At 73.1% G+C, this 14,802-nt stretch carries 14 protein-coding genes; 3 read left to right on the plus strand and 11 right to left on the minus strand.

Features of this window, described 5'->3' with window-relative positions; all coding sequences use genetic code 11:
* Window positions 1–82 precede the first annotated feature (82 nt).
* On the minus strand, window positions 83–985 hold the full coding sequence (xerD, locus tag EWH70_RS30425) for a site-specific tyrosine recombinase XerD (protein WP_130479025.1): 903 nt from the start codon (window positions 983–985) through the stop codon (window positions 83–85).
* Window positions 986–1,062: 77 nt separating this feature from the next.
* Between xerD and EWH70_RS30430 the strand changes: the two genes are divergently transcribed.
* On the plus strand, window positions 1,063–1,527 hold the full coding sequence (locus EWH70_RS30430) for a DUF1707 domain-containing protein (RefSeq protein ID WP_130479000.1): 465 nt from the start codon (window positions 1,063–1,065) through the stop codon (window positions 1,525–1,527).
* A gap of 4 nt (window positions 1,528–1,531) precedes the next feature.
* Window positions 1,532–2,278: an AAC(3) family N-acetyltransferase gene (locus EWH70_RS30435; RefSeq protein ID WP_130479001.1), complete on the plus strand. Its 747-nt coding sequence runs from the start codon at window positions 1,532–1,534 to the stop codon at window positions 2,276–2,278.
* Window positions 2,279–2,308: 30 nt separating this feature from the next.
* Here EWH70_RS30435 and EWH70_RS30440 read toward each other — a convergent pair whose 3' ends face one another.
* A complete protein-coding gene (locus tag EWH70_RS30440) occupies window positions 2,309–2,932 on the minus strand; it encodes an NUDIX domain-containing protein (protein WP_130479002.1) in 624 nt (207 codons plus the stop codon).
* Window positions 2,929–4,632, minus strand: a complete 1,704-nt coding sequence (locus EWH70_RS30445; protein ID WP_130479003.1) for a CTP synthase — start codon at window positions 4,630–4,632, stop codon at window positions 2,929–2,931. Before EWH70_RS30445 ends, EWH70_RS30440 begins: the two co-directional genes overlap by 4 nt.
* A 62-nt stretch (window positions 4,633–4,694) precedes the next feature.
* On the opposite strand from EWH70_RS30445, the gene aroA reads away from it, so the two are divergent.
* Window positions 4,695–5,963, plus strand: coding sequence for a 3-phosphoshikimate 1-carboxyvinyltransferase (gene aroA / locus EWH70_RS30450; RefSeq protein WP_130479004.1), 1,269 nt, complete (start codon window positions 4,695–4,697; stop codon window positions 5,961–5,963).
* Here the strand turns inward: aroA and EWH70_RS30455 are convergent.
* From EWH70_RS30455 to EWH70_RS36360, 8 genes are all read right to left on the minus strand, one after another.
* Window positions 5,960–6,907 carry a copper transporter gene (locus EWH70_RS30455; protein ID WP_130479005.1) on the minus strand — a complete coding sequence of 316 codons (948 nt, stop codon included), beginning with the start codon at window positions 6,905–6,907 and terminating at the stop codon, window positions 5,960–5,962. The genes aroA and EWH70_RS30455 overlap by 4 nt on opposite strands.
* Complete coding sequence (gene steA, locus EWH70_RS30460; RefSeq protein ID WP_130479006.1) at window positions 6,904–8,088, minus strand: putative cytokinetic ring protein SteA; 1,185 nt, start codon at window positions 8,086–8,088, stop codon at window positions 6,904–6,906. The genes EWH70_RS30455 and steA overlap by 4 nt, the downstream gene beginning before the upstream one ends.
* 94 nt (window positions 8,089–8,182) lie before the next feature.
* The gene (gene recN, locus EWH70_RS30465; protein WP_165436481.1) at window positions 8,183–9,949 is read right to left on the minus strand and encodes a DNA repair protein RecN; all 1,767 of its coding nucleotides are present in this window, start codon (window positions 9,947–9,949) and stop codon (window positions 8,183–8,185) included.
* Window positions 9,950–10,027: 78 nt separating this feature from the next.
* Entirely contained in the window at window positions 10,028–10,930 is a 903-nt protein-coding gene (locus EWH70_RS30470; protein ID WP_130479008.1) for an NAD kinase, read from the minus strand.
* A complete protein-coding gene (locus EWH70_RS30475) occupies window positions 10,927–11,757 on the minus strand; it encodes a TlyA family RNA methyltransferase (RefSeq protein ID WP_130479009.1) in 831 nt (276 codons plus the stop codon). Before EWH70_RS30475 ends, EWH70_RS30470 begins: the two co-directional genes overlap by 4 nt.
* 164 nt (window positions 11,758–11,921) lie before the next feature.
* A complete protein-coding gene (locus EWH70_RS30480) occupies window positions 11,922–12,134 on the minus strand; it encodes a hypothetical protein (RefSeq protein WP_130479010.1) in 213 nt (70 codons plus the stop codon).
* 32 nt (window positions 12,135–12,166) lie between these two features.
* Complete coding sequence (locus EWH70_RS30485) at window positions 12,167–13,159, minus strand: HAD-IIA family hydrolase (RefSeq protein ID WP_130479011.1); 993 nt, start codon at window positions 13,157–13,159, stop codon at window positions 12,167–12,169.
* A complete protein-coding gene (locus tag EWH70_RS36360) occupies window positions 13,152–14,591 on the minus strand; it encodes a tetratricopeptide repeat protein (protein ID WP_240687314.1) in 1,440 nt (479 codons plus the stop codon). Before EWH70_RS36360 ends, EWH70_RS30485 begins: the two co-directional genes overlap by 8 nt.
* Between the last annotated feature and the right edge of the window lie 211 nt (window positions 14,592–14,802).

A 14,802-nucleotide genomic window follows, 5' to 3' on the forward strand; every position in this document is an offset into this window, starting at 1 on the left:
AAGCGGCTCGCCGATCCACGCCGATTTGCTTCGCCAACGCCACGCCCTCAGGTGATCACGCTGTGCCCGCCCCGGCTCGCGGTCAGGCGCCCGCGCGGGGGTGCGCGGTGGCGTAGACCTCGCGCAGGGTGTTCACCGTGACCAGGGTGTAGACCTGCGTCGTCGTCACCGACGCGTGGCCCAGCAGCTCCTGAACCACCCGCACGTCCGCACCGCCCTCCAGCAGGTGCGTGGCGAACGAGTGCCGCAGCGTGTGCGGCGACACCGGCGCCTTGATCCCCGCGCGCTCCGCGGCGTCCTTGAGCACCTGCCAGGCACTCTGCCGGGACAGCCTGCCGCCGCGGGCGTTGAGGAACACCGCCGCCGTACCCCGTCCCCGCGCGGCCAGGCCCGGCCGCGCCCGCACCAGATAGGCCTCCAGCGCCTCGACCGCCGGACGGCCGACCGGCACGATCCGCTGCTTGCCGCCCTTGCCGTCGAGCAGCACGGTGCGGTCGGCGCGGTCGATGTCGTCCAGATCCAGCCCGACGGCCTCGGAGATCCGCGCGCCGGTCGAGTACAGCAACTCCAGCAACGCCCGGTCGCGCAACCCGCGTTCGCCCTCGGCGGCAGGCAGGTCGAGCAGCCGCAGCACGTCGTCCAGCGGCAACGCCTTCGGCAGCCGCCGCGCCGCCGCGGGCGGGCGGACGTCACGCGCCGGGTCCTGCTCGCAGATCCCCTCGGCCTGGGCGAACTTGTGCAGCCCGCGGACGGCCACGAGCGCCCGCGCGGCCGACGACGTCGCCAGCGGCCGGTGCTCGTCGTCGCCGGACCGCAACGCCACACCGAACGCCGTCACCTGTTCCTCGGTGACCTCCGGCAGTGCGACGACGCCACACGACTCCAGGTGGGCGGCGTAGCGGCGCAGGTCACGCGCGTAGCTGTCGAGCGTGTTGCGCGACGTGCCCCGTTCCACCGTCAGGTGATCGAGGTACGCGGCGATCACGCGGGACACCGACGCACGCGGGCTGGCCACCGCGCCACTGTAGAGGCTCCCGCCCGGATCTGGGCTACCGTGGACACATGTCCGGCAGTGACAGCACGAGGCTCAGCACCGCCGACCGCGAGGACGCCGTGTCCGTGCTCGGCGGCCACTTCGCCGAGGGCAGGCTGACCGCCGACGAGTACGAGGAACGGGTCACCGCGACGCTGGCGGCCAAGACGCGCGGCGAACTGCGGGCACTGTTCGTCGACCTCCCTCCGCCCCACCCCGTGGCACTGGGCACCCACGTGCCGGCACCGCCGCCTCCCGCCGCCGTCGTTCCGGTGACGACCTCGGAGAAGTCCAAGATCGTCGCGGGCGTGCTGCAGATCGCGCTGCCGTTCGGCGTCGGCCGCTTCTACACCGGCCACACCGGCCTCGCGGTCGCCCAGCTGCTGGTCTGCCTGTTCACCTTCGGCGCGGCCGCGATCTGGCCGGTGATCGACGGCATCCTGCTGCTGATCAGGGGCGGTGTCGACGCCCAGGGCCGCAGGCTGGCAACCTGACGGTGTGCAGCTCGTAGCCCAACTGCGGGACCTGGGGGTCCGAACCGGTGACGTTCTCGTCGTACACACCTCGTTCCGCGAGGTGGCGCCCGTCGACGGCGGGCCGGCGGGCCTGATCGAGGCGTTGCTGGAAGCGCTCGGCGACTCCGGCACGCTGGTCATGCCGTCGATGACCGGCGGGTCGGACAGCGAGCCGTACGACCCCGCCCGCACGCCGACCCGGGACATGGGCGTGGTCGCCGAGACGTTCTGGCGCATGCCCGGGGTCCTGCGTGGTGACCACCCGACGTCGACGTTCGCCGCGACGGGCAGGCACGCCGCCGCCATCGTCGCGCCGCAGCCGCTGTCCCCGCCGCACGGCCTGGACAGCCCGATCGGCCGCGTCTTCGAACTCGGCGGCTCGACGCTGCTGCTCGGCGTCGGCCACGACGCCAACACCGCGATGCACCTCGCCGAGGACCTCGCCGGCGTGCCGTACCGGTCCCGTGACTGGGCCCTGGTCACCACGGACGACGGCGTCCGCACGGTCGCCGTCGACGAGCCGAACCACTGCTGCCAGGGCTTCGCGGTGGCCGACCAGTGGCTGCGCGGGCAGCGCACCGGCACGGTCGGCAACGCCCGCGCCCGCCTGTTCACCCTGGCCGACCTCATCGACGTCGCCGTGCCGCGCCTGGCCGCCGACCCGCTCACCCTGCTGTGCCCCAGGGACGGCGACTGCGACGACTGCGCCGAGGCCTACGCCAGCCTCTAGTGTCCTGCACCGGACTTCCGGTGCGGGACACTAGGACCGGGACGCGAACCGGCTTGGCCGGTCCCGCCACGGCGCGTCCGCGGGCCGCGGCTCCCGGCCGCCGGACAGCACGGCGTGCGTGGCGAGCACCCCGGCCACCGTGGCCCCGTTGACCAGTTCACCGCCCAGCGCCATCGACACGGCCTCGTCGAGCGGGACCTTCCGGATGACCAGGTCGGCCTCCTCCTCGCCGAGCACCTCCCTGTCCACTTCGGACAGATCGCGGGCGAGGAAGACGCGGACCACCTCGTCGGTGAACCCCGGCGACGCCGCGACGTCGACCAGCGTGTCCCAGCGCCGGGCCCGCAGGCCGGCCTCCTCGACCAGCTCCCGCTCGGCGGTACGCACCGGGTCCTCGCCCGCCTTGTCGAGCAGGCCGGCCGGCAGTTCCCAGATGCGCCGCCCGAGGGCGTGCCGGTACTGGTGGATCATGGTCAGCGTGCCGTCGTCGCCGAGTGCGGCGATGGCCACCGCGCCGAGGTGCTCGACCACCTCCCGGCGCGCCGTCGTGCCACCGGGCATGACCACCTCGTCGACCCGGAGACCGACCACGCGTCCGATGTGGACGTCCCTGGTGGACTCGACCCGGAACTCGTGTGCCCCGGGAGCGGTCACGAGCGCGCCCCGACCGTCTTGCCAGGCAGCTCGACCGGGAGCCGGTCGGCGACGCGGTAGGCCACCACGGCACGGACGAACGCGTCGAACAGCGGGTGCGGCCGCGTCGGCCTGCTCTTCAGCTCGGGGTGGGCCTGCGTGCCGACGAAGAACGGGTGCTTGTCCTCGGGCAGCTCGACGAACTCCACCAGCCGGTCGTCCGGCGACGTGCCGGAGAACACCAGCCCGGCCTCACCCAGCCGCTCGCGGTACTCGTTGTTGACCTCGTAGCGGTGCCGGTGCCGCTCGGAGACCTCGGTGGTGCCGTACGCCTTGGCCACCTGCGAGCCCGGGATCAGCTTGGCCGGGTAGGCACCCAGCCGCATGGTGCCGCCCATGTCCCGCTCGCCGGCGACGACGTCGCGCTGGTCGGCCATGGTGGAGATCACCGCGTGCTCGGCGTTCTCGTCGAACTCGGCCGAGTTCGCCCCGGACAGCCCGGCGAGGTTGCGCGCCGCGTCGATCACCATGCACTGCAGGCCGAGGCACAGCCCGAGCACCGGGATGCCGCGGGTCCTGGCGAACGTGACGGCGCCGATCTTGCCCTCGATGCCACGCACCCCGAAGCCGCCCGGCACCAGCACGCCGTCCACATCGGACAGAACGGAGGCGGCGCCTGCCGGGGTGGTCGCCTCGTCGGCCGCGACCCACTTGATCTCCACCTTGGCCCGGTTGGCGAACCCGCCCGCGCGCAGCGCCTCGGTCACCGAGAGGTAGGCGTCCGGCAGGTCGATGTACTTGCCCACCACGGCAACCCGCACCGTCTCGGCGGGATTGTGCACGCGGTCGAGCAGGTCGCCCCACACGGTCCAGTCGACGTCGCGGAACGGCAGGCCGAGCCGCCGCACGACGTAGGCGTCCAGCGCCTCGCCGTGCAGGACCTTCGGGATGTCGTAGATGGACCGCGCGTCCGGGCAGGCGATGACGGCCTCGGCGTCGACGTCGCACATCAGGCCGATCTTGCGCTTGAGGTCCTCCGGCAGGTCCCGGTCGGCCCGGCAGACCAGCGCGTCGGGCTGGATACCGATGTTGCGCAGCGCGGCCACCGAGTGCTGGGTGGGCTTGGTCTTCAGCTCGCCGGACGGCGCGAGGTAGGGCACCAGCGACACGTGCAGGAAGAAGCAGTTGTCCCTGCCGACGTCGTGGCGGACCTGCCGGCACGCCTCCAGGAACGGCAGCGACTCGATGTCGCCGACCGTGCCGCCCACCTCGGTGATCACCACGTCCGGCTGCCTGCCGGTGCCGTCGGACTCGGCCACGGACACGATCCGCGACTTGATCTCGTCGGTGATGTGCGGAATCACCTGGACGGTGTCGCCGAGGTACTCGCCCCTGCGCTCCTTCGCGATGACGCTGGAGTACACCTGCCCGGTGGTCACGTTGGCCGACCCGGTGAGGTCACGGTCCAGGAACCGTTCGTAGTGCCCGATGTCCAGATCGGTCTCCGCGCCGTCGTCGGTGACGAAGACCTCGCCGTGCTGGAACGGGTTCATCGTTCCCGGGTCGACGTTGAGGTACGGGTCGAGCTTCTGCATCGTGACGCGCAGGCCACGTGCGGTAAGGAGCTGTCCCAGGCTGGAGGCCGTGAGTCCCTTACCCAGGGAGGAGGCGACGCCTCCGGTGACAAAGACGTACTTGGTGTGCCGCGGCTGAAGTCCCACGGGCTTCCACCTTATCGCACGGCGCGCGAGGCGCTCGTCGGACACGCCTCTACGATTTCCTCGTGGCAGACAACAGCTGGACAGCGCCGGTCGCGACGGGTCGTCTCAACGCGACCGTCCGTGTTCCCGGGTCGAAGTCGATCACCAACCGCGCCTACCTGCTGGCGGCGCTCGGCGACCGCCCGACGCTGGTGCGGGAACCGCTGGTGTCCCGCGACTCGACGCTCATGCTGGACGCCCTCACCGCGCTCGGCGGCGGCTACACCACCACCGCCGACGGCACCGAGGTGCGCCCGCTGGACCTGTCCGGCACGGGCGAGGCGGAGGTGGCACTGGGCAACGCCGGCACGGTCGCCCGGTTCACCCCGGCGCTGGCCACCCTGGGCGGGCGCACGGTCACCTTCGACGGCGACGAGGCGATCCGCAGGCGCCCCCAGGGGCCGCTGCTGGACGCGCTGCGCGAGCTCGGCGCGGACATCACCTCCGCACCGGGCGGCACGCCCCCGTTCACCGTCCGCGGCCGGGGTGGCCTGCCCGGCGGGAAGGTGGACCTGGACTCGTCGGCGTCCAGCCAGTTCCTCTCGGCCCTGCTGCTGGCCGCGCCGCGGTTCGCCGACGGCGTCACCGTGCGGCTGGTCGGCGCGCCGCCGAGCGAGCCGCACATCGCCATGACCCTCGACCTGCTGCGCCGCTTCGGTGCCGCCCCGGAGCGTTCCGGCACCGAGTTCCACGTGCCCCCCGGCCGGCTGGGTCTGGCCGAGTACACGGTGGAGCCGGACCTGTCGACGGCCGCGCCGTTCGTGGTGGCGCCGCTGCTCACCGGCGGCACCGTGCGGGTGGCGGGCTGGCCCGCCGAGACCACCCAGCCGGGCGACTGGCTGCGCAGCCTGGTCGGCGAGCTGGGCGGATCCGCGGTGCTGGACGACGACGGCCTCACCGTCACCGGCACCGGCGGCCTGCGGGGAGCGCGGCTGGACCTGCACGAGGTCGGCGAGCTGACCCCGGTGATCGCGGCGGCACTGTGCTTCGCCGACGGCCCGTCGGTCATCAGCGGGGTCGCACACCTGCGTGGCCACGAGACCGACCGGCTGGCGGCGCTGGCCACCGAGCTGTCCGGGCTGGGCGCCGGTGTCACCGAGACCGAGGACGGCCTGCGGATCGAGCCGGCGCCGATGCGTGCCGGGGTGTTCCACACCTACCACGACCACCGGCTGGTGATGGCCGCGGCGGTGATCGGCCTGCGGGTGCCCGGCGTCGAGGTGGAGAACCCGGCGACCGTCGGCAAGACGTTCCCCGGCTTCACCGGGGCCTGGGAAGCGGCGCTCGCTTAGGAGCCCTCGCGGGAGGTGCCCGGCGCCGGGCCCTGGGCGTTGCCCGCGATGCCGTACCTCCCGGAGCCGCCCTCCAGCTGCTCACGCAGCGCCAGCAGCGTGGTGACCCGCCCCGCCGCGGTGTCCACGTTGTCCACTGTGGACAGGATCGAGGTGGCCGAGGTGTCGGCCCGCACCACGCCCAGCGCGCCGGTTCCCTCCGCCGACACCGGGGTGCCGGCGAGCACGGTGCCCGCGCCGGAACGGTCCAGCTGCGTGGCGAACCGGGCCAGTGTGGACGCCCGGTCCCCCGCGCCGTCCCCGGCCGCCTTGCCGCCGGTGAGCATGATCGCCAGCTGCGCGGGCTTGACGTCCGGGCCGGGCTTGACGAACCCGCCGTCGGACAGGCCGCCGAGCGCCGCGGCCAGCTCGGCCGGTGCCGACTGCGGCTGCGCGGTGTCCTTGTTCAGCTGCAGGACCGTGCCCAGCAGCGCACCGGCGAGCGTGCCGGGGTCGCTGGCGGTCGGGAAGGTCACCCCCGCGGGCTGCAGGCGCGCGACCAGCTCCCGCAGCTGGTCGGCCTTGGCCGGATCGGCGAACGCCTCGGTCAGCTGGACCTCGCCGGTCACGGTGCCGCCCGCCTTGCCGACGAGGTCCTTCAGCGCGTCGCGGTCGCCCGGCCGCGCGTCCTCGGTGGTGATCAGCACGACCGTGCGCTTGTCCAGCGAGCCGGCGACGATCTTCTGCGCGGCCGAGCCGGTGAACGCGTCGGCGTCGGCGAGCCGGGCGTTGAGCGCGTTGCGCTCGGCCTGCAGCTCGGACACCTGGCGGGCCAGCTCGCCCCGCTCGTCGGACAACCCGGACAGCAGAGTGCCGTTCAGCGCCGTCGACCCGACGACGACCCCGACGGCGAGCGCCAGGAACACGGCGGCGATCGAGACGATGTGGTAGCGCAGCGAGATCACGTGAACAGCCCCTTGACCCAGGTGGTGAACGAGTTCCAGGTGTCGACGACCCAGTCGGTGTAGACGTCGCCCACATCGGACACCAGCAGGGCGGCGACCACGACCGCCAGTGCCGCGACGACCAGCAGCACCACGGCGCCGATCGACACCCGGCTGCGGTGCAGGGTGGCCACGGCCTTGCCGTCGACGAGCTTGGTGCCCAGCTTCAGCCGGGTCAGGAACGTCGACGGGTTCGAACCGGACCGGCCGTGGTCGAGGAACTCCCGCAGCGTGGCCTGGAAGCCGACGGTGACCACGAGAGAAGACTCGTGGGCGTCGGCCAGCAGCAGTGCCAGGTCCTCCGCGTTGCCGGACGCGGGGAACGTCACCGCGCCGATACCCAGGTCCTGGATGCGCTCGACGCCGGGCGCGTGACCGTCCGGCTGCGCGGGCACGACGACCTCGCCGCCGCTCTTGAGCGTGGCGGACTCGATGCCGTGCGGGTCGCCGACGATCACGTCGGGCCGGTAACCCTGCGCGTACAGCGTGTCGGCGCCACCGTCCACTCCGATCAGGACGGGACGGTGCTCGGCGATGTACTTCTTGAGCCGCTTGAGGTCGTCGGCGTGACCGTTGCCGGGCGCGACGACCAGGACGTGCCGGTCGCGCAGCGACACCCGCAGCTCGGGAACGCCGACCCCGTCCAGGATCAGCGTCCGTTCCCGGCGCAGGAACTCGATGGTGTTGGCCGAGAACGCCTCCAGCTGGGTGGACATCCCCGCCTTGGCCTCGATCATCTGGTCGGCGATGCTGTTGCGGGTCTGCCGGGTGCCGCTGGCGACCTTCTTCTCGCCCGTGTAGAGCGTGTCCTCGTGCAGCCGCACCCTGCTGCCGTCGCGGACGGTGCGCAGCACGGCGGTGCCGACGGCGTCGAGCAGCGGGATACCGGCGGCGATCAGGATCTCCGGCCCGAGGTTGGGGAACCTGCCCGAGATCGACGGCGACGCGTTGACCACGCCCGCGACCTCGGCCTTGACCAGGGCGTCGGCGGTGGTCCTGTCCAGGTCGAGCTGGTCGAGGACGACGATGTCGCCGGGGCCCACCCGGCGGAGCAGTTCCCGGGTCTTGCGGTCCACCCGGGCCACACCGGTCACCCCGGGAAGAGTGTCGTCGTTCCGCGCGAGCAAACCAGTGAGCTTCATGCCACCGATGGTGACAAAAGGATCCCCCAGATTGGCGCCAACACGCCGTAGCGGCGGTTCATGATCCGCCGCGCCGTGTGGGCACAGTGGACGGTCAGCGCTTCTTTCGAGTGAACTTCTTCTTGTCGGCGTCGGCCGCGGCGAGCAGTTCCTCGGCGTGCGCGCGGCCGGTCTCGGTGCCGTCCATGCCGGCCAGCATCCTGGCCAGCTCGACGACCCGCTCGGACTGTTCGAGCACCCGGACGCCACTGCGGGTGACGCCGCCGTCGGTGCCCTTGTCGACGACGAGGTGCCGGTCGGCGAACGCCGCCACCTGCGGCAGGTGGGTGACGACCAGCACCTGGTGGCTGACCGCGAGCCGGGCGAGCCTGCGGCCGATCTCGACCGCGGCGCGGCCGCCGACCCCGGCGTCGACCTCGTCGAACACCAGCGTGCCGACGGTGTCGGCGTGCGCGAGGACGACCTCGATGGCGAGCATCACCCTGGACAGCTCACCGCCGGAGGCGGCCTTGTGCACCGGCAGCGCGGGGGCGCCCTTGTGTGAGCGCAGCCGCAGCTCGACCTCGTCGACGCCGTCCGGGCCAGCGTGCACGGTGCGGCCGTCGACGGTGAGTGCCTGCGGGTCGTCGGCGGGCACCTCCCGCTGGCTGACGGTCACGTCGATCTGGGCCTGCCCCATGGCCAGGCCGGACAGCTCGGCGGTGATCGCGCCGGCCAGTTCCCCCGCGGCCTTGCCGCGGGCGGCCGACACGGCGGAGGCGTGGCCTGCCAGCTCGGCGGCCAGCTCGTCGCGGCGGGCGGCCAGCTCGGCCAGCGCCTCCTCCGAGGTGTCCATTGTGGCCAGTCGGCGGCGGGCGTCCTCCGCCCAGGCGAGCACGCCATCGACGTCGGCCGCGTACTTGCGGGTGAGCTTCTTCAGGTCGGCCTGCCGGGCCAGCGCCTGCTCCAGCCGCTGCGGGTCGGCGTCCAGCGAGTCCAGGTAGGTGCCCAGCTCGGTGCCGACGTCGGCGAGCAGCACCGACGCCTCGGCGAGCCGGGGTTCCATGCCCCGCAGTACCTCGTCCTCGGCGGAGGCGAGCCTGCGCTGCGCCTCGCCGATGAGGCCGAGTGCGCCGGGCTGGTCCGGGTCGCCGTCGCCCGCTCCAGCCACGGCGGCCTGCGCGGCGCTCGCGGCGGTGCGCAGCTCGTCGACCGCGGCCATCCGCTTGATCAGCTCGGTGAGTTCGGTGTCCTCCCCCGCCATGGGCTCGACGGCCTCGATCTCGGCCAGCCCGTGCCGCAGCAGGTCGGCCTGCTGGGCCATCTCCCTGGACCGGGTGGACCGTTCGGCCAGCTCGGTGACGACGTCCTGCCACTGCGCCCGCACCCGCCGGTAGTGCTCCAGCGGCCCGGCCACCGCGGGCCCGGCGAACCGGTCGATGACCGCGCGCTGCTCGGCCGGGCGCAGCAGCCGCAGCTGGTCGTTCTGCCCGTGCACGGCCAGCAGCTGCTCGGACAGCTCGGCGAGCACCCCCACCGGCACCGAACGGCCGCCCAGGTGCGCACGGGAGCGTCCGTCCGCGGAGACCGACCGCAGCGCGATGACGCTGCCGTCGTCGTCGACGTCGGCTCCGGCGTCGGTGACGGTCCGCTCCGCCGGACCCCCGCCCACCCCCTCGAACCGGCCCTCGACCACGGCCTTCGCCGAGCCGACCCGCACCTTGGACGCCTCGGACCTGCCCCCGGACAGCAGGTGCAGCCCGCTGACGACCATGGTCTTGCCCGCACCGGTCTCACCGGTCACGACGGTGAACCCGGAGTGCAGTTCCAGCAGGGCGTCCTCGATGACTCCGAGGCCCTGGATGCGCATCTCGGCCAGCACGTCTACCACCGTAGTGGCACGAGCCGACAGCGCACCGGCGGCACGCGACGAATGGGCCGTTCGCCGCGCCGAGGTGCGTCAGGAGCGTGGTTCGCGGCCGCGCCAGCTCTTCACCGGCAGGTCGAACTTGCGCACCAGCCGGTCGGTGAACGGGCCGTGCTGCAGGCGGACCAGCCGCACCGGGATCCGCCCGGCGACCACCCGGACCCGCGCGCCGCGGGGCAGGTCGATGTGCCGCAGCCCGTCGCAGGTCAGGACCGCCGACGAGCCCTCCGGGTCGACGCCGACGGTGATCACCGAGCTGCGGGACACCACCAGCGGCCGGGCGAACATGGCGTGCGCGTTGCTCGGCACGACCAGCAGGGCCTCCACCTCGGGCCAGATGATCGGCCCGCCAGCGGAGAAGGCGTAGGCGGTCGACCCGGTCGGGGTCGCGCACAGCACGCCGTCGCAGCCGAACGAGGACACCGGCCTGCCGTCGACCTCGATCAGCGCGTCCAGGATGCGCTCGCGGGTGCTCTTCTCGACGCTGGCCTCGTTGAGTGCCCAGGTGCGGGCCACGATCTCGCCGTCGACGGCCACGGTGACGTCCATCGTCATCCGCTCCTCGACGCGGTAGTGCCGCTCCACGACGCGGCGCACGGTCTCCTCGACCGCGTCGGACTCGGCCTCGGTGAGGAACCCGACCCTGCCGAGGTTGACGCCGAGTACCGGCACCCCGGCGGGGCGGGCCAGCTCCGCGGCCCGCAGCAGGGTGCCGTCGCCGCCCAGCACGAACGCCAGCTCGGTGCCGGCGGCCGGGTCGTCCTCGGGGGCCACCGCGGTGCACTGGTCGGAGCCGATGAGGTCGGCCACGTCCTTGTCGACCACCCGTAGCCGGACCCCGGCCGCGTGGAACCGGGCCGCCACCTCCCTGGCGGAGTCGCGGGCAGCCTCCCGGTCGGGGTGCACGACCAGCAGTACCTCACGCGGTGATGTCACGAGGGTCCCTTTCGCACGGCGGCGCGGACCAGGTCGGCCACGTCGTCGATGTCGCTGTGGTCCACAGTGGACGTGTCAGCGTCGCGGCGCAACCATGCGAAGTACTCGACGTTGCCCGCCGGCCCGGGCAGCGGGCTCGCCACGACGCCGAGGGTGCGCAGCCCAAGGCCGGCGGCCTCGCCAAGGACTCCGAGGACGGCCTCGGCCCGCAGCTCGGGGTCGCGGACCACACCGCCCGGGGGCAGCCGGTCCTTGCCCACCTCGAACTGGGGTTTCACCATGGGCAGCAGGTCGCCGCCGGGGCGGGTGCAGTCCGTGAGGGCGGGCAGGACCAGGCGCAGTGAGATGAACGAGAGGTCGGCGACGACGAGGTCGACGTGGCCGTCGGTCTGCTCGGAGTCGAGGCGCCGGACGTTCGTGCGGTCCATTACGAAGACGCGTTCGTCGGTGCGCAGGCGCCAGTCGAGCAGGCCCCGGCCGACGTCGACGGCCAGTACCTCGGTGGCTCCCTCACGCAGCAGCACGTCGGTGAACCCGCCGGTGGACGCCCCGGCGTCCAGGCAGCGCTTGCCGGTGACGGTGAGGCCGCGCGGGGTGAACTCGGCGAGCGCACCGAGCAGCTTGTGGGCGCCGCGGGAGGCCCAGCCGGGGTCATCGGTGTCGCGGACGACGATCGGGGTGTCGGCGTCCACGCTCGTGGCGGGCTTGCCTGCGACCATTCCGCGCACGGTGACCTTGCCGTCGGCGATGAGCGTGCTGGCGTGGTCGCGCGACCGGGCCAGGCCGCGGCGGACAAGCTCGGCGTCCAGCCGAGCCCTGCGAGCCACGCTAGCGTCCTGAGTCGGGGGTTGGCGCGCGAGTCGACGGATCCAGGTTTTCGCTGGCAAGGCGCCGGGGCGCCCTCGTACCGGGTCGTACTCGGGCGTCCCGGCAACGCCGCCAGCGGGAAGCTGGGCCGTCGAATCGCACGTCGTATCCCTGGCTCATGACGCTAGACCTTGTCGATGCTGGAGAGCGCTACGGTTAGCTCGGTGTGCACCGCGTCGAAGCGCTCCACGTGCTCGGCCAGCGGCACGCTGTCCAGGTCGTCCAGTCCGGCCACGGCTTCGGCGATGCCGGCCCGTGGATCGGTCTGCGGTGGCTGGGCGGGAGGTGGCCCCGGCTTCGGCCGGAACTGCCCGCCCTGGTCGGTCTGTTCGTGCACGTATCCACGCTAACCGATCGGAGGGACCGCGTTCAGAGCAGGCCGAGTTCGTCCAGGGCCGCACGTGCCTGTGTGTCACCGGGCGTACACGTGGTGTGCCCGGTTTCCCAGGCGGTCGCGCACAGGGCCCGGAGCAGGTCGACCGGGTCGGTCCCGGAGCCGGTGACGACCAGCCGGCCGCCGTCGGCCTTGACCTGCCAGTCCGGCCGGGGGCCGATCGCCAGCTCATCGGCCTCGCGGCGGAGTCCGCCCAGGTCGGCGGCCAGATACCGGGGCCGCTCGGCGGGGATGGCGGCCAGCAGCGACGCCGGGGTGGCCACACCGGTGAGCACGACCAGGGCGTCCAGCCCAGCGGCCGTGGCACCGGCGATGTCGGTGTCGAGCCGGTCGCCGACGACGACGGCCCCGGAGGTGCCGCCCGCCTCGGCCGCGGCCAGCAGGAGCGGTGCCGCGGGCTTACCGGCGACGAGCGGTTCGAGACCGGTCGCGGTCCGCAGGACGGCGACCATGGAGCCGTTGCCGGGCAGCTGGCCGCGTTCGGTGGGGAGGGTGGCGTCGACGTTGCTGGCCACCCACAGGGCTCCCGCCCGCAGGGCCACGCAGGCTTCGGCGAGGTCGGGCCAGGCGGTGTGCGGGGAGTGCCCCTGCACCACGGCCGCGACGCCGGGACCGGCCTCGCGTACGGGCCGCAGCCCGGCGGCGCGGACCTCGTCGGCCAGCGACTCGGTGCCCACCACGAGGACGTCGGCGCCGGGTTCGAGCCGCTCCCCGAGCAGCCGCGCGGCGGCGCCCGCGCTGGTGGCGACCTCCACCGGTTCGGTGGGGATGCCCAGGCCGCTCAGGTGAGCGGCGACTTCCGCGGGCGACTTCGACGCGTTGTTGGTGACGAACCGCACGGCGGTGCCGTGCTCGCGGATCTCGCCGATCACCTCGGCGGCACCGGGGATGCCCCTGCTGCCGTGGTAGACCGTGCCGTCGAGGTCGAGCAGGACCGCGCCGTAGGCGGTCAGCAGCGCGTCACTCATCGACGAGAGCGAGTTCGGCGGCCCGTTCCGCGGCGTCGGTCTCACCGGCGTCGTCGGCGTTGTCCGCGTGCAGGAACCAGGTGATGGCCTCGTCGGTCCGGCCGGCCGCCGCGAGGTTGTCCGCGTAGGCGTAGAACAGCCGGGCGCTCCACGGGTCGCGGCGCTTGGGGTCGAGATCGTCGCCCTGCAACGAGACGACGGCGGCGTCGAACTGGCCGAGGTCACGCCGTGCCCCCGCGGCCACGATGCGCAGCTCGACGCGCACGTCCTTGGGCAGGGCGTCGCTGTCGACCTCCTTGGCGAGGTCCAGTGCCCGCTCCGGCCTGCCCAGCGCGCGCTCGACGTCGGCGATGACTGCGACGTGCTGGTCGGTGCCGGACATCCGGCGCACCGCCCGCAGCTCGGACAGCGCCTCCGACCAGTTGCCCGCGTGGTAGGCGACCAGGCCGAGGCCCTCGCGGACGATGGGCACCCTGGACGCCTTGGTCTTGGCATAGCGGGCGTGGACGAGCGCGCTCTCCGGGTCGGTGTCGATCAGGCCGCCCGCGGCGACCAGGTGCTTGCCGACGGTCTCGGCCAGGCCCTTGGGCAGGGTCCGCAGCTCGCGGCGGACGTCTTCGTCGAGGTCCTCGTACTCGATGCCCTCGGGCAGCTCGGGTGCCTCGAGAAGTTCCTTCGCCAGCTCGGCGTCGCCGAGTTCGGCGGACGGCCTGGGCGTGCGTGCCGGCCGGTCCTGGCGAGGCTTGCGGTCCTCCCACCGACGAGGGCGGTCATCCCGCTCCTGCCGGGGCTTGCGATCGTCGAAGTTCCGCCGCGGGCGATCGTCTCGATCCTGGCGAGGTTTGCGGTCGTCCCACGACTTGCGTGGGGGCCTGTCCTCCCAGTTCTTGCGCGGCCGGTCGTCCCGGTCCTGGCGAGGCCTGCGGTCCTCCCACTTACGGGGGCGGTCGTCGCGATCCTGGCGGGGTTTGCGGTCATCGAAGTTCCGCCGCGGACGATCGTCCCGGTCCTGGCGCGGCTTACGGTCCTCCCACCGACGAGGGCGGTCATCGCGATCCTGGCGGGGTTTGCGGTCATCGAAGTTCCGCCGCGGCCGGTCATCCCGGTCCTGGCGCGGCTTACGGTCCTCCCACCGACGAGGGCGGTCATCGCGATCCTGCCGCGGCTTGCGGTCGTCCCACTGGCGCCGGGGGCGGTCGTCGCGGTCCTGCCGCGGTTTGCGGTCGTCCCACTTCCGCTGCGGACGGTCGTCCCTGCCGCGGTTGTCGTCTCTGCGGGCGTAGCCGCCGCGACGGTCGTCGTCACGTCGCGGGCCGCCCGACCGGCGCTGCTGCCCGCCGGCCGCACTCTTCCCCCGAGGAGCCGAATCACGGCGCCGTGGGCGACCGGGCTCGCGGCCGTCCTCCGAATCACGCCGGTCGAACTCGGACACCTGGGAACCTCCTGGAAAGCGACACTGGGGCTGGCACGAACGTGCCGACTGACAACTGTAACCGCCGTCGCGGCGAGCCCCGACGGCGGCATAGAAGAAGGCCCCCAACCGGCTGGTTGGGGGCCTTCTCTGAAGTTGATTTCGGCGGTGTCCTACTCTCCCACACCCCTTCGAGTGCAGTACCATCGGCGCTGGTGGGCTTAGCTTCCGG

The sequence above is a fragment of the Amycolatopsis suaedae genome (assembly GCF_004214935.1).
Lineage (GTDB): Bacteria > Actinomycetota > Actinomycetes > Mycobacteriales > Pseudonocardiaceae > Amycolatopsis > Amycolatopsis suaedae.